This is a genomic window from Paracholeplasma manati, from assembly GCF_025742995.1.
In the GTDB taxonomy this organism is placed as follows: domain Bacteria; phylum Bacillota_I; class Bacilli_A; order Acholeplasmatales; family UBA5453; genus Paracholeplasma; species Paracholeplasma manati.
In genome coordinates this window covers 172,989-194,651 of record NZ_JAOVQM010000002.1, presented here as the reverse complement: position 1 = coordinate 194,651, position 21,663 = coordinate 172,989, and the positions used below count along the sequence as shown (strand labels likewise).

13 protein-coding genes are annotated in these 21,663 nt (G+C 36.6%); 3 read left to right on the top strand and 10 right to left on the bottom strand.

Features of this window, described 5'->3' with window-relative positions:
• Positions 1 to 367 precede the first annotated feature (367 nt).
• On the bottom strand, positions 368 to 997 hold the full coding sequence (gene epsC / locus N7548_RS03015) for a serine O-acetyltransferase EpsC (RefSeq protein WP_263607945.1): 630 nt from the start codon (positions 995 to 997) through the stop codon (positions 368 to 370).
• Position 998: 1 nt separating this feature from the next.
• Entirely contained in the window at positions 999 to 1,925 is a 927-nt protein-coding gene (gene cysK / locus N7548_RS03010) for a cysteine synthase A (RefSeq protein WP_263607944.1), read from the bottom strand.
• Positions 1,926 to 2,038: 113 nt separating this feature from the next.
• Here cysK and N7548_RS03005 point away from each other — a divergent pair, with 113 nt between their 5' ends.
• Positions 2,039 to 2,659, top strand: a complete 621-nt coding sequence (locus tag N7548_RS03005) for an MBL fold metallo-hydrolase (RefSeq protein WP_263607943.1) — start codon at positions 2,039 to 2,041, stop codon at positions 2,657 to 2,659.
• 34 nt (positions 2,660 to 2,693) lie between these two features.
• Complete coding sequence (locus tag N7548_RS03000; RefSeq protein WP_263607942.1) at positions 2,694 to 4,055, top strand: O-antigen ligase family protein; 1,362 nt, start codon at positions 2,694 to 2,696, stop codon at positions 4,053 to 4,055.
• Between the two features lie 23 nt (positions 4,056 to 4,078).
• Here N7548_RS03000 and N7548_RS02995 read toward each other — a convergent pair whose 3' ends face one another.
• The gene (locus N7548_RS02995; RefSeq protein WP_263607941.1) at positions 4,079 to 6,388 is read right to left on the bottom strand and encodes an ABC transporter ATP-binding protein/permease; all 2,310 of its coding nucleotides are present in this window, start codon (positions 6,386 to 6,388) and stop codon (positions 4,079 to 4,081) included.
• Between the two features lie 256 nt (positions 6,389 to 6,644).
• Here N7548_RS02995 and N7548_RS02990 point away from each other — a divergent pair, with 256 nt between their 5' ends.
• Positions 6,645 to 7,976, top strand: a complete 1,332-nt coding sequence (locus N7548_RS02990) for a WG repeat-containing protein (protein WP_263607940.1) — start codon at positions 6,645 to 6,647, stop codon at positions 7,974 to 7,976.
• A 49-nt stretch (positions 7,977 to 8,025) separates the two neighbouring features.
• Here the strand turns inward: N7548_RS02990 and rlmD are convergent, their stop codons facing one another.
• The 7 genes from rlmD to N7548_RS02955 all read right to left on the bottom strand — a co-directional run bounded on the left by rlmD (position 8,026) and on the right by N7548_RS02955 (position 21,406).
• Complete coding sequence (rlmD, locus tag N7548_RS02985) at positions 8,026 to 9,306, bottom strand: 23S rRNA (uracil(1939)-C(5))-methyltransferase RlmD (RefSeq protein ID WP_263607939.1); 1,281 nt, start codon at positions 9,304 to 9,306, stop codon at positions 8,026 to 8,028.
• Complete coding sequence (locus N7548_RS02980; protein ID WP_263607938.1) at positions 9,303 to 10,499, bottom strand: L-serine ammonia-lyase, iron-sulfur-dependent, subunit alpha; 1,197 nt, start codon at positions 10,497 to 10,499, stop codon at positions 9,303 to 9,305. Before N7548_RS02980 ends, rlmD begins: the two co-directional genes overlap by 4 nt.
• Before the next feature lie 8 nt (positions 10,500 to 10,507).
• Entirely contained in the window at positions 10,508 to 12,010 is a 1,503-nt protein-coding gene (locus tag N7548_RS02975; protein WP_263607937.1) for a carboxypeptidase M32, read from the bottom strand.
• A gap of 13 nt (positions 12,011 to 12,023) precedes the next feature.
• Positions 12,024 to 12,980 (bottom strand): magnesium transporter, encoded by a 957-nt coding sequence (locus tag N7548_RS02970; protein WP_263607936.1) that lies wholly within the window; start codon positions 12,978 to 12,980, stop codon positions 12,024 to 12,026.
• Entirely contained in the window at positions 12,977 to 14,305 is a 1,329-nt protein-coding gene (gene mgtE / locus N7548_RS02965; RefSeq protein ID WP_263607935.1) for a magnesium transporter, read from the bottom strand. Before mgtE ends, N7548_RS02970 begins: the two co-directional genes overlap by 4 nt.
• A gap of 155 nt (positions 14,306 to 14,460) precedes the next feature.
• Complete coding sequence (locus N7548_RS02960; protein ID WP_263607934.1) at positions 14,461 to 15,297, bottom strand: ankyrin repeat domain-containing protein; 837 nt, start codon at positions 15,295 to 15,297, stop codon at positions 14,461 to 14,463.
• A gap of 10 nt (positions 15,298 to 15,307) precedes the next feature.
• Complete coding sequence (locus N7548_RS02955; RefSeq protein WP_263607933.1) at positions 15,308 to 21,406, bottom strand: RHS repeat-associated core domain-containing protein; 6,099 nt, start codon at positions 21,404 to 21,406, stop codon at positions 15,308 to 15,310.
• Positions 21,407 to 21,663 lie beyond the last annotated feature (257 nt).

Genomic DNA, 21,663 nt, shown 5'->3' with positions numbered 1-21,663 from the left:
TAATGATTATGCCACAAATGTAAGTATATAAGGCGATTTCTATCTCATCTACGAGTAAAAATATAATTATTGATATAACAAAAAGCCCTCTACAAAAGAATCGAAGTAAATTGGGGTGATATTTGAAAGAGTCGACTATAGTTTGAATACCCATTATGACCTTATGATTAATGCTCGATTTTTTTTCACTAGTATGATCCAATCCTTCTATTTGATTTTGTTTATTCTTATAGAACTTATTCTAAATTGATTATAAATATAATATCATAAATTTTAATAATGACATACTTTTTTATAAGTAATCATTTTAAATGAAAATAAAGGCACCTGAGTGCGGTATTAGCGCAGTCGGTGCCTTAAGTATCTTCTATGATTTGGATTCTAGTTGCTTCTGAAGTTCTTCTAAACGTTCTTTCATAGCAGCGAGTTCTTGTTTCATGATTTCACATTCACATGTGGAATCGTAGACGCGTTTGCCGTCAATCGATAGGAAACGCATTGGGTTACCCACAACGACACTTTTATCTGGTAAGTCTTGTTTCACGATTGAACTCGCTCCTATCACCGAGTCATCTCCAATTTTCACTGGACCGACTAAGGTAGCGTTCGCGTAAATCGTCACTCGATCGCCTAAGATGGGGTGGCGATTACCATTAGCGTTGGTAGAATTGGATCCTAAAGTGACACCATGGAATAAGACGCAGTCATCACCGATGATGGCGGTTTGTCCAATGACAACACCTGCCCCATGGTCGATGAATAAGCCTTTACCGATTTTCGCCCCTGGGTGAATATCGATGTTGGTGAATGTTCTTCCGATATTGGAAATGATTCTTGCAAGACCAGTCCATTTGATGTTATAAAAGAATCTCGCCACACGATAATACATCAGCGCGTGTATGCCTGGATAGGATAATAATATGGTCAGTTTAGATGGCGCGGAAGGGTCGTTCTTCTTGGCTTGGTTGATGGTCAACCGGAGTTCTTTAAAAAACATATTATTCAAATACCCCAGTGGATAGATAACGTTCCCCTGAATCTGGTAAGACTACCACGATGTTTTGATCTTTGTACTTAGGGTTTTTCGCGACTTCAACAGCAGCAACCAACGCAGCTCCTGAGGAAATGCCTACGAATACCCCTTCGGTTTTCGCAACCAATTTCGCCATTTGAATCGCATCATCGTTCGTGACACGAATGATTCTGTCAATGATTTTTACATTGAGGACATTTGGAATGAAACCAGCCCCAATCCCTTGAATGCGGTGAGACCCTGGTTTTTCACCCGATAATACAGATGAATCGTATGGTTCTACTGCCACAATTTCAACGTCCTTAATGGTTTGTTTTAAGACTTCACCAACACCTGTGATGGTACCACCAGTACCAACCCCTGCAACAAATGCAGCGACTTGATTATCGGTATCTCTTAATATTTCAACCGCTGTCGTTTTTCGGTGCATTTCAGCATTGGCTAAGTTTTTAAATTGTTGTGGCATGATGTAGTTTGGATAGTCTTTAAGCATCGATTCTGCTTTCGCAATCGCGCCTTTCATCCCTAGCGGTCCTTCGGTTAAAAGAACACAAGCACCTAAGGCTTTGATTGTCATCACACGTTCTTTGGTCACCGTTTCAGGCATAATGATGACAAGTGGTATTCCTTTGGCTGCACAGATGAATGCTAAACCAATCCCAGTGTTACCTGAGGTTGGTTCAACCAATACAGTATCTTTGGTAATCAGCCCTTTGCGTTCTAAATCTTCGACCATTGCTTTTGCTAAACGGTCCTTAACACTCGACAGTGGGTTGAAGCGTTCTATTTTAGCAATCAATCGGCCTTCTGTTTTCAATTCTTTTTCTAATTTATTGAGTCTGAGTAATGGGGTATTACCCACCAACTCAGCGTAGTTTTGATAGATATTCATCGATATAACCTCCACTCCTTATTTTATGCTTATTATCACTTTTTTACAAACGTTTTAATCCGCTTTGCTTTACCTTTCTAAAGAAAACGCTATAATGAGTATGAGGTGTTTCTATGGAAATCAAACGTTTCACACTTGGTGATATCAAAAGCAACTGCTATATCGTTGTTAAGAACCAACACGCTTTGGTCATTGACCCTGGTTATGATTCAATGGCAGTCAAACAATTTCTAAAGGATAATGATTTGGAAGTCGATGTCATCTACGCGACCCACGGCCATTTTGATCATATTGGGGGTATCAATGCTTTGAAAGCTTTATACCCGAAAGCGGAAGTCATCGCACCTAAATTAGATGCTGTATTCTTTGATCCTGCTATGGGTATATCTCGTTTAAGTTATAAAGTACATGTCGATAGTTGGTTAGACACAGATATTGAACAAGAAATCTCTTTTCAAAATCTAGTATTTAAAGTCATCCATACCCCAGGCCATTCTCAAGGGGGAACCAGTCTTTATTTAGCCAGTGAAGGTGTATTGTTTTCAGGAGATACCCTCTTTTATATGACAGTAGGTAGAACCGATTTATATCTATCCTCTTTTGAAGACTTAAAAGATAGCCTATTGAACAAACTCTATTTATTGCCCGACAACACCATTTGTTACCCTGGTCATGGACGTACAACACACATAGGTTTTGAAAAGAAATTCAATAGTGTGGTTAGAATGGCTTGATTTTGTTTTATAATAAACATACTGAGGTTTTTTCATGAAAAAGTTAGAAGCCTTCTTAAAATCCAATATCTTTCTACTACTGGTCAATGGGTTGGCTTTTTTAGGTTTTATCTCTAGAGGAGAAAACCAAATGTATAACCTCTATACCATCTTCTTTTTCATCATCCTGATATCATTAATCTTAATTTGGATAGAAAACACCATTTATACCATGCCAATTCTGATTGGTATTATGTATATGTACAATATGCAAAATCCAAACTTGAATACCATCAGTTCCTTTGGATGGATTTTCCTGATTCCGATATTCTTATTCATCAGTATCATCGTTCATTTCATCCGGTTTAAGGTTAAGTTTACCAAAGGGGTATTAACCAAGCCGTATTTATGGATTGCGATAGCGTATATCGCATCCAGTATATATGTCGATATTACGCCGACCTATCTTATACTTTCATTGATTGGTTTTATCTATTTAATTCTATATCAGTTTTTCAGACAAACCTTAAAAACCGATGAATCCTATATGATGAGAATACTCTTCTTCGCATCCCTCTTGTTACTCGCTGAGTTATCCTATAACATTGGCCTAGGATTCTTCTTAGAAAATCTCGATAAACCAATGAGAGAACGTATTTCATTAGGGATGAAATCGTCATGGTTCCATGGTGATTTTGGGTGGGCAAACATCAACGATGTGGTCATCCACATTACTTTATTGATGGGTTCACAATTTTATTTCATCATCAAACATCCGAAAAATATATTATACTGGATTACCCCGTTATTAACCGGATTCGTCGTGTTCGTATCAGCCTCAAGAGGCGGTTATTTATCGATGTTCTTGTCTTTCTTAATCTACGTCCCTTACGTCATTAAGAAAACCAATAAATGGGGCATACTCAATATGATTTACGCCTTTATTCTGATCGCGTTAGCGCTATATGAATTGAGGCTGTTGGTAGAAATCGCCTATGAAATCGCGATTCAAGGTGGGTTAGATGATTTGGATAGTTTTACATCCAATCGACTCACTTTATATAGACACGCGTTGGATATCTATAAAGAATTCCCAGTCTTTGGCGGTGGTTGGGAAGCAATGACCGATATTGGTAATCCAGATCGCATTCAAGTCTTCCATTCAACCTTATTCCATACTTTAGCGGTGATGGGTACCTTTGGATTACTGGGATTAGTCTACTACTTCTATCAAACCTTTAAATTCTTATTTAAACATAGATTCATCGTTAAGAGTTTAATCCTCATCGGTATTATAGTCTCACAAATCCATGGGTTGATTGATAATACGATGTATATGATCGTCTACACACTCGCAACCCTTTTACTATTCGCTATGCTAGAAACCATTGAAAACAAAACGGTCACCTTCAAGTAAATTTGAAAGTGACCGTTTATTTTTTAGTCGTTCGCTCTTAATGCTTCAACTGGGTTCTTCTTCGCTGCTAACGATGCAGGGAATAATCCAGCGATGAATGTCAATGAAATCGATACGGCAATCATGGAAAGCACATGCACCCACGATAGCTGCATGATGTTCGCCATTTGCGCATTGAGGTTTTCAACAATGATATTGATTGGGAAGGATAAGATGTACGTAATCACTGAACCCAAAATACCTGCTGTTAAACCGATGAGGAAGGTTTCAGAATTGAAGACGCGTTTGACGTCTTTCTTTCTCGCACCTAAGGCACGCAATACCCCAATTTCTTGGGTACGTTCAATGACCGATACATAGGTAATGATACCAATCATGATGGAGGATACCACTAACGATATACCAGCGAAAATGACCAACACAATTGAAATCATGTTCACCACACTACCTAAGGCTGAACCAATGGTTTCAGCGAGGTCTAAATAGATGATTTGATCGCCTTCTGCTGCGGCTTTATTGTAAGCATCGATGACATCAATGATGCCTTCTTTGGATTCGTAAGATACTGGATAAATGCTGATAGATACTGGTTTTTGATCCACACCTAAGAAGGACTCAATGAGCGGTCTTTCCAAATCTGCTACGAAGAAGTTCGCGCCAGCAGGTCTGGTGCTTTGACCTTGAGCTTTAAATTCAATCACATAATAATTTGAGTTTTGTTGTGCAATCCCAATATCACTGGTTAATGCATTACTCAATAAGACTTGATTAAAGTCATCTAAATGATAGACACCATCATCGATGGTAAATACATTTTCAGCTTTAGGGGCTAAAACTGCAGATACTTTAAGTACCATACCGTTGTTGAAAGCGACGGATAAATCCGGGTTTTCATCAAAGATGGTCTTTCCTGCAATGGTCGTGGAATCAGCGACATAATAATCATTATAATAAGGTGAAACCAAGGTTTTACCAATCAAATCAGTATATTCTACCGATCCATCGATTGGTAAATTGAAAGCTTCTAATACACGTTTATCGACACCATATTCATCGTTCAATAAGATGAATATTTCATAGACATTCGGGTCATTTACAGTCAATGATCCTGCCATGACATCAAAATACTCATTTAAAAATGGTTTGTTCGTTTGTCCAAAGGTAATCGCGCCTTTGTCTACGGTACGGTACAAGCCATTTTGTTCTTGTAAGAGTAACGTTTGAATGGCGTATTCATATTCAATGGTCGTATAATCCTCAGGATTCAAATTCGCTTCAAGATAGGCAATGAATTCAGGGGATAAATTATTCAAATAAGCTTGTTGAGGTACACTTGAATCATAGGGTTTAATGAAGCCATCCGATACGGGTTCAGGTGCATTAAAGTCTGGTGGTCCGAAGGTTACTGAGTATTGATTGATCATGATTGGGATGGAAACCAAAGCCCCACGTTCCAAATCAGAGACGGTTTTATTGAACCCATTACCCACCCCTAATACGAGGAGTACCCCGATGATCCCAATCGACCCAGCGAACGCTGTGATGAGGGTTCTAGCGAGTTTGGTCCTTAAGTTGTTAAAAGATAACTTGATGGCTTGTAGATAAGACATCGATGTTTTCTTTGGGGTATAGATGGTATCTTCTTTAATTTCTTTGGATTGAACTTTGGTATCAGATACGACATTACCATCGAGCAATCGAATGGTTCTGGTAGCGTAGGTATCTGCTAGGTCTTGATTGTGGGTCACCATGATGACGAGTTTTTCTTTGGAAATTGCTTGGATAAGTTCCAATATTTGAACTGAGGTGACCGAATCCAACGCCCCTGTGGGTTCATCGGCTAGGATGATTTCTGGGTCATTCGCTAACGCTCTTGCAATCGCAACCCTTTGTTTTTGTCCGCCCGATAATTGGGCAGAACGTTTGTACATTTGGTCTTTAAGACCAACACGAATCAATACTTCTTCCGCTTTTTTTCTACGTTCTTCTAGAGATTTGCCCGCCAGTGTCATCCCAAGTTCCACGTTTTCGATGATGGAGATATGGTTGATGAGGTTATAGTTTTGGAAAATAAACCCGACTTTATTGTTTCGATACGCATCCCAGTCGCGGTCATCAAACCGTTTGGTGGATTTGTTTTCAATGACTAAATCCCCTGAGGTATATTGGTCCAAACCACCAATCAGGTTTAATAATGTGGTCTTCCCACAACCCGATGGCCCCAGTATCGCAACAAATTCGCTACGATCAAATGTTAAGTTGATGTCATGAAGTGCGGTGAATGGTTTTCCCGCAATCATATAATCCTTTTTAATGTGCTGTAGTTTAAGCATAAAATAAAAACCTCATTTCTTGGATGAGGTCATTATATCACTATCGTTTCAGTTTGAATCAAAAATTACCCGTTTTTTACATTGTAAGAATTAGTTTAGTAAAATATATTAACTTTCACATTATTCGGAATCTTGTCACTACCAATTGTGAATCCCATTTTTATTAAATATTTGTTTTTTTTGTTGTATATTTGAGAAATGTGTTATAATAAGTTATCTTTATATCGTAAATAATGCTTAAGGAAAGGACTTGCAAATGAAAAAGTATATCGCTATATTTATCTTATTTTTTCTTACCAGTCTATTGTATGGATGTTCAAAAAAAGTCACAGTTACCATCCATTTTAACAATGGTGAACCTAACCAAGTCATCGACTTAGATGAGATTGGCTATTTGCCTGTGGTACAAACACCTGAAAAAGATGGTTATGAATTCCTAGGATGGTATTATCAATCTGATTATCAAACAGCATATCGAGGTGAACGTATCATCAAGAATACCCACCTCTACGCCAAGTATAGTACGTATGCTTTAGGTAATGAATCTTTCGTTCGATTTGAACAAGATGGTAAATGGGGGTTAATGATCCCACAAGGTAAGGTCATTATTGAAGCCATATACGACGACATCTCAACTTTTAATTATGGTAGAGCCATGGTAATCAAAGATCAAACATTCAACTACATTGATGAGAATGGAACAGTCCTAACCTCATGGAGACCTTATAATCCCTTTTTATATGATGGGATACCGCATTTTCTTGAAGATGGTCTATCGATCATATTTGGTGACGATTATACATCCATCGACTTCATCGACAGATTTGGTGTGATCCAAATCCAGACCAATCATATTGGTAAAGGTGATAGCTACTTCTCTAATGGTCGTGCCATCGTTTACAAACGTCATGGGAATCAAATACCAGATACGTGTTCATATATCGATTTGAATGGGCATTTGATCACCGATACTTTTTACAAATCCTGTTATCCCTATAATGAAGGTTATGCTTATATCGAAAATGATCATGGTTATCAACAACTGGGTTTGAATGGTTCTATGTCGTTAGAAACCAATTATGTTGAAATTTATCCATTATATGATGGTGTTAAACCTGTATACATACTAAACAGTTTGAGTATCGTTAAGCGATTAAATGAAAACAACCATTTGGTTTATAGCGTCGTAGATTTGGATGGGCATGTTCTTTTTACGAGTCCGACAGAACGGATCATTTCATTTTCTGAAGATCGAATCCTTACGATGGACAATGGAGAATTGATTTCCATTTACGATTGGAATGGTAACTTGGTTTCTAAAACCACTTACCAACCAGCAACTTACCCAGCTTATGGGTATTATGATGGACTCATGGTGGTTATGAATGATCAAAACCTCATGGGTGCGATTGATCAAGATGGAAACGTCATCATCCCATTTGAGTATGAAGACATCAGTCGTTTTAAAGGTGGCTTTTCTGTGGTAAAAAAACAAGGTTTATATGGTGTTATTAATACCAAAAACGAAATCATTCTAGGTATCACATATCACCATCTTAAGTATTATGATGATATCTTGATTTTCTAATCAAAAAAACCACTTCATCGCTATTAAATAGGCGTATGAAGTGGTTTTACTATTTGTTCATTTCCAATCTGACGATTGTTTCTGTTTCAACGGTATGGAAAAACATTTTAACCGGGGTCACTGAAGTAACCCTGTATATGGTTTTTAACGTGTTGATGTCTCTAACTAAAGTCTTTAAGTCACAAGACACATAAATGATTTCTGATACAGGTTTTTCCAACAACAATGCTTTGGTGGTGTCATCTAGTCCACTTCTTGGTGGGTCAAACACGATGGTATCGACTTTTGACAGATATTGTTCGATGGCTAAGGCGACATCGTTTTCAATGACTTCAACGTTGTTAATTTGATTATTTTCAATGGATATCAGCGCTGATTCAACCGCGTCATGGTTCGATTCAATCGCGTACACTTGGTCGACAGCCGATGAAATGAATTGTCCAATCGAGGCCATCCCTGCATACGCATCGATGACGCTTCTTCCTGTGATTAGCGTTTTTACTTTTTCATACATTTTGAGCGCTACTGGTGTATTGACTTGGAAGAATGCGCCTGGTTTCACAGGGAATTTTAATCCGCCAAAATGGATATCTATCGCTTCTTCTCCATACAGACGAATGGAATCTTTGCCCATGTTTTCAAAATCTGTTTCGAGTATATTTTGGTAGATGGAGGTGATAAATGGTAAGTTTAAATGCGCAAGTATGGTGTCTTTTTCAATCCACGTTTTTTGTGTGGTTGAGAAAATGATCATCACTTTTTGTTGGTGACTACGGATGGTGATGTGTTTCAATGTATCGTCTTGTAAAGCGATGATTTGAAAGATTTCGTTCAATTTATCCAGTGTTTTTTGAATCACATTTTTTGCCAATACCATCTGTTTTACAGGGTATAAACGATGGCTTTGTGGGGCGAATACCCCAATTTTCAAACGATCTGTTTTAACCACATGTAATGTGATTTTATTACGGTATCCTAAATCTCGTTTATCATAGAGGATGGGGTCGATTGACACATCCATTTTCGCAATCTTTCTGAACGTTTCTTCGGTGATTTTTTGTTGCCACTCAAGTTGAGCTGGTACGGATAAATGTAGCAGGGGCGCGTAGTGTAGGTCATCTGGGTTGGATACATCCACGCGTTGGTTGCTTCTGGTTTTTAGGTTTAAGAGTTCGCCGATAAAATACGATTTCTTATCTTTTAAAATGCGAACCAAACCGGTTTCACCTTTCAACATGCCTTTAACAAATACCACTTTATCTTGATAACGACAGACCCCTTGACCTTGGTAATCGAGGTCAAGCGCTGTTAACATGATGGGTTCGTTCATTTCTTTTGTTTGTAGAAATAGGCCATCCCAGCTTCGGCCGTTTCTTTGTATTTTGGATGCATATCTAATCCGGTTTGATACATCGTATGGACGATCATATCAAACGATATTTTTCTGGTATCACTCAAAAACCCCGATAAGCCTGAAGCGTTGATGGCACGAATGCCTGCGACCGCGTTTCTTTCGATACATGGGATTTGAACATACCCGTCAATCGGATCACAGGTTAACCCTAAGTGGTGTTCCATCGCGATTTCTGCTGCGTATTCGATTTGTTCAATTTCTAATTCAGATAAATACGCATGGGCTGCTGCGGTCATAGAACACGCTGAACCCACTTCGGCTTGACACCCACCGACCGCCCCTGAAATGGTGGCGTTGGTTTTGATGATATTACCGATGATGCCAGCTACCGCTAAGGATTCAATGATTTTTTGATCGGAAATCCCTTGGTGGTGCTTCATGTAATATAACACCGCTGGTAAGACACCGGATGCACCACAGGTTGGTGCGGTGACGATGATCCCACCAGACCCATTTTCTTCGGAAGCGGCGAAAGCATACGCAGAGACCAAACGGTTTTGTTTTTGAGCTTCCGTTTCGGTGGCTTTCGCGCGGTCCATCAAGGTTTTCGCTTTACGTTGGACTTTGAGGTCACCTGGTAAAACGCCTTCGGTTTTTAAACCTTTTTCAACGGTACTTTGAAGTTGTTGCCAGATCTCACCTAAGAAATCATCGATGGATACGCCTTCAAAAACTTTCACATATTGGTATAGATTGATGTTATTCGCTAAACAATACGCTTTAATCTCATCAAACGATTGGTGTGGATAAACCATTTCAATGTGGTTTTCTTCTTTATCAAATAAGATGTCTCCCCCACCTATAGAACGCACAGAAATGGTATCTAATAAGGTGTCATGTTCAAAGACTTCAAACACAAAATAGTTTGGATGAAATTTAACATCGACATTGAATTTAAACGTGACTGGTTTAGGTCTTAAGGTTTGTTCAATGATGGTGTCGGTTAAATGGCCCTTACCGGTTAGGGCTAAGGAGTTATATAAGGTCACGACATAATGGGTCGCGTTTTGATGCTTGTTTTTGACAAATTCCGCTGCGAATCCGGGTCCCATTGTATGAGACGATGAGGGACCATGGCCAATCTTGTATAGTTTACGTAGGGATTGCATAGGCCCTCCTAGGCTTCGATGCCCAAAATCTTCGAATATTTTTCTTTCAAATAATTCACATAATATTGTGGGTTAAATGGTTCATTGGTGGCCTGTAAGATGAGTGCTTTTGGTTCAATGGATTTACCATATTGGTGAATTTTTTCTTTTAACCACGTATTGATCTTAATGATTTCATTATCTTTGACCACTTGTTCAATGTTCAAATCCTGATTCATACGGTGATAGATTTGAGCGGAAATCGCTGAACCGAGTGCGTAGGTTGGGAAATACCCAAATGAACCAAATGCCCAGTGGATGTCTTGTAAGACACCTTCGGTATCTGTTTTCGGTGTTAACCCGAGATATTTCTTATAAAGTTTATTCCATACTTTAGGTAGGTCTTTTGCTTGGAGTTTACCATTGAATAGTTGTTTTTCAATTTCATAACGAACCATCACATGCAAGCTATAGGTGAGTTCATCGGCTTCAACTCGGATGAAGTCACGTTTGACTTGGTTGATGTATAGGATGAATGCTTGTTTACTGACCCCTTTAAGCGCTTTAGGGAAGGTTTCTACAAGTTTGTCATAATGGGTGTCCCAAAAGGCTTCACTACGGCCAATCATGTTTTCATAGAAACGGGACTGTGATTCGTGTATCCCCATCGATACGCCACCTTTGAGTTCGGTATAATCGTATTCCGGCTTCACTTGTTGTTCATAAATCGCGTGTCCCATTTCATGGATGGTAGAGAAAATCGCACTTCTCACATCGTCTTCATGGTACGCGGTGGTGATACGGGTATCGACACTCGCGACCCCAGACGTGAATGGGTGGGCACTTTGTTTCAATACCCCTTTATTTTGATCGTATTTAAATACATCGAGTAAATAGGTATTAAACGCGATTTGTTGGTCTTTAGAAAAATGTCCCTTGGTGAGTTTTTTAGATAACGATTGTTTGACTTTAGCAGCCTTCATAACAAAGGGTACCAAATCGGTTTTTAACGTGTTGAAGAAATGGTCATAATCTACCACAGTCATGCCTGGTTCGTACATATCTAAAAGCACGTCATAGCCTTTAACTGTATCGGTTGAAAGGTATTTGACTAATTTCTTTTGATAGCTGATGACTTTTTCAAGGGTTGGTAAATAAGAAGCAAAATCGTTGTTCTTTTTCGCATTGGACCAAATATGTCCAGCTTGTGATAACAAGACTTGGAAATCGATGTAATCTTGTTTTGGGATTTTTCTGAGTTGATCCAAATCCTTCTTCACACGTTTGATTTCAACTTTTAACTCCTCAGTTAAGGTTTCTGGGTTGAGAGCTAAAAAATCAATCGCTTCAATGCGTTTCGGATCCATCTCTACCTCATAAGCGAGGGTAGACAACACTTCGATTTGATCGCTTCGGTATTGCATCGCATCGTTCGGTGTCTCTGTTTCTTGGTCCCACGACAATAACCATAAGGCATATTGGTAGGCTAATTTTTGTTTTCTTGAAGCTAGGTAAACATCTAAATGATTCATCTGAAATCTCCTTTTATAATAGAATGAGGGTTGCGAGAGAAAAGTAAATCGTGAGTGAGATGACGTCATTGAGTGTGGTCATAAATGGTCCTGACGCAACCGATGGGTCAATCTTCATTTTTCTTAAAATCATTGGTACAAATGCCCCTGTGACGGCACCGACCAATAAAGCCACAAATAAAGCCAAACCTACGGTGAAACTGACTTTAATGTCTACGTTGTTTTGGAATACCCACAAGAATAGATAGCTGAACGTAAACCCAACCAACGCCAAGAACGTACTATTCATCAAACCAATGAGTAACTCTTTGATGATGAATGGCTTCATATCCGCATCCGGGTCATCGTTGATGACAAGGATGGCTTTCGCAAGCGATTGGGTGGAAATGTTACCGGCGGAATCTAAAATCATCGGTTGAAATAAAACCAAGATGATGACGGTTTGAAGGGTGGTTTCAAAGAATGATAACACCGAAGCCGTAATGAGGGATAACGCAAGCAATATCAATAACCAAGGTAATCGTTTTTTACTTCTACTCAATGGCTTTGAATGCACATCGTATTCGTTTAAGGATGCGAGTTTATGGTAGTCTTCTAAGGTTTCTTCAGCGAGTAAATCTAAAGCCATTTCCGCAGTGATGACACCCAATAATGTTTTGGTTTTGGATAAGATTGGAATCATGTTTCGGTCATACTTTTGAACGGTATCGATGGCCTTTGAAACTGGTTCATCTTCAAAGACAAAATGATAGTTTTTACGCATGATTGCCTCAATTGTGATTGGACTTCTCGCAATGATCAATTCTTTTAAGTCCACAACCCCAACCAATTGGTCTTGATCGGTGACATATAAGATATCAATCAATGTGTCATCATTGGATTGTTTGACAACCTTCTTCATCGCATCCTTCACATCCATCGTTGGACTTAAAGTAAGGATGTGGGTATTCATGACTTCTCTTAGTTTCATAATAACACCCCAATCATGAGGGTAGCGATCCCGTAATAAGTTAATATGGTTGTGATGTCAATCACGGTGGTTAATAAGGGTCCTGAAGCACTGGCTGGATCCAATCCAGTCTTGTTAATCAATACCGGGATGATCGCTGAGAAGAATGTTCCAATGATTAAAGACAACAATACACTTAAGCCCACGATGCTTGCGAAAATGATCGGGTCTTCAGATAAACTTGGGTTTAAGATAATGAATAAAATGGTGACGACAAAAGAAATGATTGAAAGCAATACCCCAGACAAAGCAGCGGATGACACTTCATAAAATATATTGCGTTTCACAACATTTGCTGGTTCTTTATCCGCAATCATGATTAAGCTAAAGGTTAAGGTCTGTGTCCCCGCATTCCCAATCATCGATAGGATGAGGGGTTGTAAAATGATGATGATGGTATAGTCTTTTAAGACCCCCTCAAATTGTAAGGCTAGATTAGCGATGGGTAAGGCCAATAATAACAATACCACCAACCAGGGCAAACGTTTCAATGCACTAAAGAATGTAGAATCGGTATGTTCTTCCCTTAATGCTGTCATTTTTTGGAAGTCTTCAATCATTTCATCTTCATAGGTATCGATCGCGTCATCGACGGTAACGATGCCTTTTAAGATGTGGTTTTCATCCAAAACTGGTAAGATGTTAATCCCTTCTTCTTGGATGAGGGTCGCGGTTTCTTCTTTGTCATCGGTATCTAGAACAAAGAGGGCTGGTTCATATAAGGATTCGATATCACAAGGCGATTTCGCTTTGATGAGTTTCTTTAAAGGCACAATACCCAAAAAGGTATCGTGTTTATCGACCACAAAAAGGGTCGAAATCGTTTCAACTTCAGGGGCTTCAGCGATGAGTTTCTTCATCGCTTCCTTGACATCCAAATCGGTCGTTAGTGTGATGAAATCGGTATTCATGATTGAACCGGTTTCAAAGTCTTCGTAAGACCTTAATGAGATGATGTCTTCTTTGAGCTCAGGTTCAAGTTTATCCATGAACTCTTGGGTGGTTTCTTCTTCGAGTTCATTGATGATGTCCATCGCGTCATCGGGATCCATCTCATTTAAGATGTCTGCCGTTTCTTCAGCATCTAAAGTTTCAACAATTTGAGCTGCGTCATCAACATCAAGATAAGACAATAAATCTGCTTTTTGGGTATCATCTAATAAGCCAAATAAGGTTTCTTGAGCATCTTCATCCAAGGATTCATAAAGTTCTTTCAGGTCATAATCATGAAGTGTTTCTAGATATAATTTTTGTTCATCGATTGACAGTGTTTTAAAATCTAACATGGTTATGCCCTCCTTTATATAGTATAACTCAAAACACGCATAATTTAGCCAAGAATGACAATTATGCGTGTCTTATTCACCAAGATTTACATTTGTTTTTTAGCCAAAAAAACAAGATGCTTTCTAATCTTCTTATAAAATTTCTAACTCTACTCTTATTCGAATCTTAATAGTTCAATCAATTCAGTATTACCTGTTTTCAATGCATAGTCATAGGCTGTCAAACCTTCTTCACTAACTAGTGTTTTATCAGCACCATAAGTTAACAAGATGTTAACCATTTCTATTGTAAGTTCATCAATATCTCTTAAAGAAAGTAACATTAGCGCTGAGTACCCTTTATAACCCACACCATTGATATCAAACATTTCATTTTCAAGCAAGTAAACCATAACTAGTTTATTCTTTTCTAATGCTGATTTCAAAAAGATGTTTCCCAATCCAGTTCTTACATATGGATCACAGCCAAGACTGATTAATCTTAAAAATAATGAGTAACTTTCTTCCATGTCTATGCCATAGTAATTAATAGACTCTTCGAGTACACTTATACTACCGTTTGAGTTTGTTGAATAATGCACATCTGCGCCGTGGTCTATTAGATAGTTCGCTATAAGGATTTGGTCTGGTTTATTAGAATATAGTGCATTCAATAAAGGCGTAAAATCAGTAGTTGGATTTATGAAATTGACATTCGCTCCAGCTTCTACTAAAGCGACTACTGCGTTATAGTTTCCAATAAAGGCTGCTTCTTCTAGAGGATTAGCATTAGAACTATCGTTAATTAATATGCGTAGACTTGGTGTTGAATCAATGTTTTTAGGGTTTTCAAGTAGTTTGTTCAATGCTTCATCATCAAAATCATGAATCGCTCTAATTAGTGCTTGTGCATATCCTTGATTATAGTCATAATGTCGGTAACCAATGATACTTAAATAAATAACAGAGGATATTAGTATTAAAGATATAACCACTTTCAGTATTTTATTCATATGTTCACCTCTATAAGTTTTTTAACCATAAGTAAAATCTATCAAAAATTGTTGATGAATCTTTCGAATTATTTCCCCAAAGTATCCACGGTAATACATCGACAAATCCGTGTCCAGCTTTATTGACACCATTCGGAATAAAATTATATGTGCCAATATCACGAGGATCATCGACTATATTACCTGCAATATCAACTATGATTTCTCTGTTTCCATCAGTTGATAACCATTTTTTATTTCCTGGACCAGAAGATTGATGAAAGTCTGCATCTTTTTGTTCAATCCATCCTTCATTAAAAGCTGCTTCTGCGTTTACAGGTAAATCAGTGTTTAAATAATTCCTATCATAATGACCTTCACGTACAAAATAGACTCCGATATCCATTACTGAATTACCAGTAGTAGAGTTAATACTTATTATAGCGCCAATAAATATCAGACAGAATCCTACGACAAAGTGCCATACTTTTGTTCCCTCAGGATCAATATTCATGACTGGATTATTCTCAGTGTATGCGTACATATTTTCACCAAGAATACCCTCATTTACTTGACCATCCGCACTAATAAATCTACCGATTTGTGGATTGTAATATCTTGATTGTAAGTAATAATACCCAGTTTCAACATCAAATCGATATCCACGATATCTATAGGGGTTGATATCAGCTAATGTTCCAGGAGATTGGTACACTATATTTCCCCATGCGTCATACTTATATTTTACAACAACATTACCACTCATGTCACGAAGTTCAATGACATCGCCTTGTAGGTTGGTAATATAAAAGTATTCTGTACCATTGTAGTTCATACTGAGTAAACTACCATCTACATCATAGGTATAGTAGATCGTAATCCCATTACTTCTGGTTTCAACCAGTACCTTATCACCATCTAAGACATAATTTGTTGTGATATTACCACCACACGAGCTTTGAATCTTTTGTGTTCTAATACCTTGATCATTGTATTTAAATGTTAATGAATTACAATACGATCCATAATTGGTTAATTGCCTGCCATCCCACTGAAACGTTTTATCATTATAATAAGTTCTTGAGTCTTGGATAAAAATGATATTACCACTATTGTCATATGTCATGGTTTCATAGTAGCTTAAGGTACCATTCGTGTAATACTCTACTCTTGTCAGTTGGTCTTTCCAAGTGTTTTGGTAGTACATCTTCTTTTCACTTAATGGCGTACCAGATATGGTTTGATAACCAAAGGTCTTAATTGAGGTAATGTTGTTTTGTGAATCATAGCTATAAACCAATGTTTTCGATAACTGTCCAACAATCTTAATATCTTCTCTAATCAGTTGGTTCAAATGATCATAATAATAATTGTATTGTTCCTGGATTGTTCCCGATTGAATAATTTCAATCTTTGTAATATTTTGTGCATTGTCATATGTATATCGATAAGTAATCACAGTATCATTATTTTTTTGATATCTCACTTCATAAATTCTATTGGTTGCGTTACCCATCGCAGAATTTACTTTTGAATCGTCATAGACAAAGATCTTTTTGAGTGTCACATTGTTAATTACCAATTCAATATTGTTTAAACGCTTTAATGAATCTGTACTATAGTTAAATTCTTTTTGTATTGTTGTATTACCGACAACATATCTTGTGTAGTCATATTGACCAGTGGTTTGATTGTAGTTATATGATACAGCTCTTGATATATTTGATACATTATAATAATATGTATCCAAATTCCCAGCTTCGTTATATGAATAAATAATCTCGTTTCCACTTTGATCTATGATACTTTCTAATCGACCAGACAAATCATAGGAATAAAAATAAATATTACCGTTATGAATGTCCTTGTATATCGCCAAATTTCCAAAAGTATCATAAGTATATTCGAATCTAATTGTACCATTAAATTTAACTGTTTTAATTTGAAATTCTTCAGTATAACTAAACTCAATAAAATCTGAGTTCCCATAGGTTTGTTTGGTTAACAAATCACTATGATAAATACCATCTTCATCTACCCAATATTCATAGGTCATCAAAGAAAGATCGGCGATTTTTACACCTGTGACCTGATTTAGTGAATTGTATATAAATTCATACACATAGTTATTTCTTTGTATTTTCCAAAGTCGTCCTAGTGTGTCATAAATATATGCTCCAGAAAGTAATGTTGTAGAACCAAATTCAATGGATGTACCAACTAAATTACCATAGGAATCATATTCGAACTTCTGAATTCTTCCTAGTTCATCAATTATTTCTGTGGTTAATCCTATCGACTCATCAACAGTTGTTGAGTTTACATTACCGAATTCATCCGTGACTGTAGCGATATATTGCCCATTGCTTGTGTAACTTGTGGAAGTCTTAAACCATTTGTCTTGAGTGGTTGAGCTTGGATCATACCCCATTTTCATTGAAATAGGTTGTTGTGTTATCAAATCATAATCATAGGTCATTCTTACATTATTCGTGCTGATTTGGCTTATTTGTCCCATAGAATTTCTATCTAGTTCGACAACTTTATTATTTTTGCTGACACTAATTAAATCCCCATTAGCGTTATATACATAATTAGTTAAAGCACCATTTGGATGAACAACTTCTAATATTTTACCAGTGTTAGTATCATAGGCATACTGAGTACTCAAATCATCTGTAAATAACTGTATGTTGTCAAAAAGAGCCATTCCAGTTCCATTAAAACTAGCTTTTATTTTTACGCTAGATACGTCTTCTGGAACTGTGAAAGTCATCATTTGATACTGCCAACCTTCTATGTTGGAATCAAAAGGAAGATATAAGAACTCTTGAGTTGTGTTGGCAAGAGTAAACTCTACTACTAATCCAAAGAAACGACCGTCTGTTACTGTTGCGCCATTATTTATATATGTCTTATTTGGTGAAGTATCCGCTTTACCCCATCCACCAATCATAAATAATTGTCCAGCATTTACGAACATACTTATATTCTGTTCAGCAACTCTATTAAGTCCAGGTACTCCATCAAAACGTAACGAGAAATTGCCTAAAACATCCTTATATATACCTGTTTCAGTTAGACTTTGTGATGATGTACCTGTCGATGTATTCCAACCATTAATTCCCGTTTCAAATGAACTATTGAAAATTGGATTATACCTAGTATCTGTTAATCCTGACACTAATTGTACGTTATCAAAATAAGCAACTGAGCTCAAGGTCTCATTTTTAAGTTTTATATTAACCATTCTGGAATAAGGTACTGAAAATGTGATTTCAAATTTTTTCCATGTGTTTGATGACTTTATTGGTCTTTGATTCGCAATAATCGTACCATTAACAATTTCTATCGATGCTCCTGTACCAGTTCCATTATGTTTAATCCAACCTTGAATTGTGTACTCTCCAGCGGTTAAAAAGATTTCCTGTGATGCATAATTACTTGAGGTTAAGGCTACAATCGCTATCGATTGAGACCCAAGTAGTTTTTCATCGGTACTATACGATGGCACGGCATTTAAAAACGTCCATCCAAAGTTTTCTTCAAATCCGTGGTTTACGATTAGATTTTGTTTTTGATTCAAAATATCTGAGCTTTCAATTAATCGATGATTATTATTATAGTTCGGTTCAGCGTTGATTGCACTAAACAAGCCACTATATTTGTAGTATGCAGTATTTCCAAAACTATCTATTATATTAACGGTATGACCATAGTAGTCAAAGGTGTAAATGACTTGTTTTCCTGATTGATTAGTATAGATTGTTCTAAAATTTTGGTACTCGATGTTATTAGTTTCAAATAACACACCACTATCAGTTACATCATAACCAGATACTTTGTTACCCGTATTGTAGGCATAATCAATTCTAAAATCATCTTTATCATTATACGCAGACACTAACCGATTGGATGTATCATATCCGTAATACAAACAATCACTAGAGTCATTTGTCCAAGCGGTTTGTGTCGTTGAATTGTAGTTATACGAATAACTAATACTGGTTAAATTATTATTTGGACTATAAGAGTAAAACCTTTTTTCTACATCATTGTAATTAACCCCGTCGTATTTGAGTTTGAGTGTGGTTTGATATAATTGATTATTTTGATATACAAATTCAATTTTGTTGTCAGCGTTATCCTTGATATAATCAATCTTTAGTGAACTGGTATCTATATAGTTAACCCATATTGAAAGTAGTTTTTTAGGATTATGTACTTTGGTCAGTCTACCAGTAATATCAAAATGATACTCAATGTCCACTTGAGTTTTAATCACATATCCATCTAGCTGACCATTGGTAGATTGTCTTACCAATTTATAACCTGAACCATTTTCTGCAGTAGAAGTACATTCTAGCATTGCTGAATTAACCGATACACATGTTTCATTCATAAAATATATTTTATTGCCATCAGGGTTAATCAAATAATAAAGATAGAATGTACTATCATATTTGACTTCCATAGAATAGTTCGTCTTCCAACCATTACCATATCCAATATTGGTGCTGGTTTGAGTTTGACTATGATAAAAGGATAATGATAGTGGCATTAATTCATTCTTAAGTGAATACTCGTTTCTAATAAAAGTTAGTTTACCAGTATAATCGCTAATGTATCCTACCCCAGCCATACCAACATTTTGTGATGTGTACGTCCAGTAATCTTTCAACCCTGAAGGTTCTTCATATCCCATCTTGATAACTGGCTTTTTGGTTGAATACGGTACGTTAATCTGATGAGCCACATTTAAACTGCCATATCCATTATGTTGAAATATTGTGAATCCATGAGTAGATTGTATACCTTGTGCCTGCCATTCTTTAACAGCTTCAGTAACATCAAAAAGTAATGGTTGTCCATTATTGATCAAGTGATAATCTATCGGATTCAGTTCAAATTGTGGGGCGTTATCCCATGTTGCACTGTAGTCATTAAAATTTTCAGTATTTTTATAAATATCTATTTGGCTACCATTCGTGTATGAATTGTCTTTTAATGAAAACGATAGATGCGTATAAGTGATTACTTTATCCATAATCGAATATGGAATCCAAAATTTGATTAGTCCTTTATATTTTTGATTTTGATTTGTGCTACTCAAATACATGTCAGGAGATTGATAATAGTTCATTTGTGGATATAATTCAGAAACATAAGTATCCGCTATTGAAAAGTAGGTACTAACACTATTCAAAGTAGGATCAATCTTTACAGGATAAACAGCACTACTCAACCAATCAAGATTTGGTAGTACTGTTACTAAGTATGTATTTTTTTTTGTCTCAATAATCTCTATGTCAACATCATTCGACACTTCATTGTTAGAATCAAACATAAACAAGTCTTCAAATTCAAAGACTTTTTTACCATTAAGATCAACAAAAAATATACCATCACTGAGTTTCACAAGTTTCAAGTTTTTCAGTGAATACTCAAATGAAATGCTGAAGTTATCAATAAAATCGTTAAGTATAATGTACTCTTTGACATCTGACCCTTGTAGGATGTATTCCAAATCTACATTGGGTCTAATGTTCGAATAGAACACAGACTGATCTATCGAGTTCAGTTCATTCTTCACATTTTGTTTTTGATTGTTCGTAACATATTCTGCACTTGATTTATCGATATCAATAACACGCCAATCGATTGAATAATCTTTAGTCTTGATTTGAATCGACTTGTTGTCACTTAAATGCTTAGGAAAGAATGTTTTAAAGGCGTTTTGTTTATTCTCAAGCTTATTACCATCATCGATGAAACGATTATCAATATCGTGCCATGTCCCATTTTCATAATAATGAACTTCATTATCATATAAAGCGACTTCATAGGTGCCATCTAATTTTCTGAAGTGCTTTTCATTGGCTGTGCGTTTAGATACATCTTCTTCGACTATAGGTACTAAGGATATGTCAACATCGCTACTTTGATAGTAGTCTTTTTCAACCGTTTCTGGTTTAGTTTCTATCTCTTGAGCAGCATAAAACTTTTGGTTTGGAAATAGACTAAATAAAATACCGGTTAAAGCTAGAATAACGAAAAAGCGTTGTGTCGTTTTATAAAACTTATAAACCATCAAAATCTGTTTTTCACTTAGTTTCCTACGTAATCTCATAATATCTCCCTTCATGAATTACATAATACTTCTTGTACACCTACACACATAATCTATTTTTAATCCTATCATATCTAAACTTTTAATACTAGATGTATTTATGTAAAAATTAACTAAAAAAATGTTTCCTCTGTAACTATCACTAAAACTGATGAAATATTCGTAAATAAATAAAAAAATCAGGCCTTGTTTTGGCCTTTATTATAAATTAGAAAAAATCCCCTTTTTATAAACTTCTACAGACATTCAATATTTGT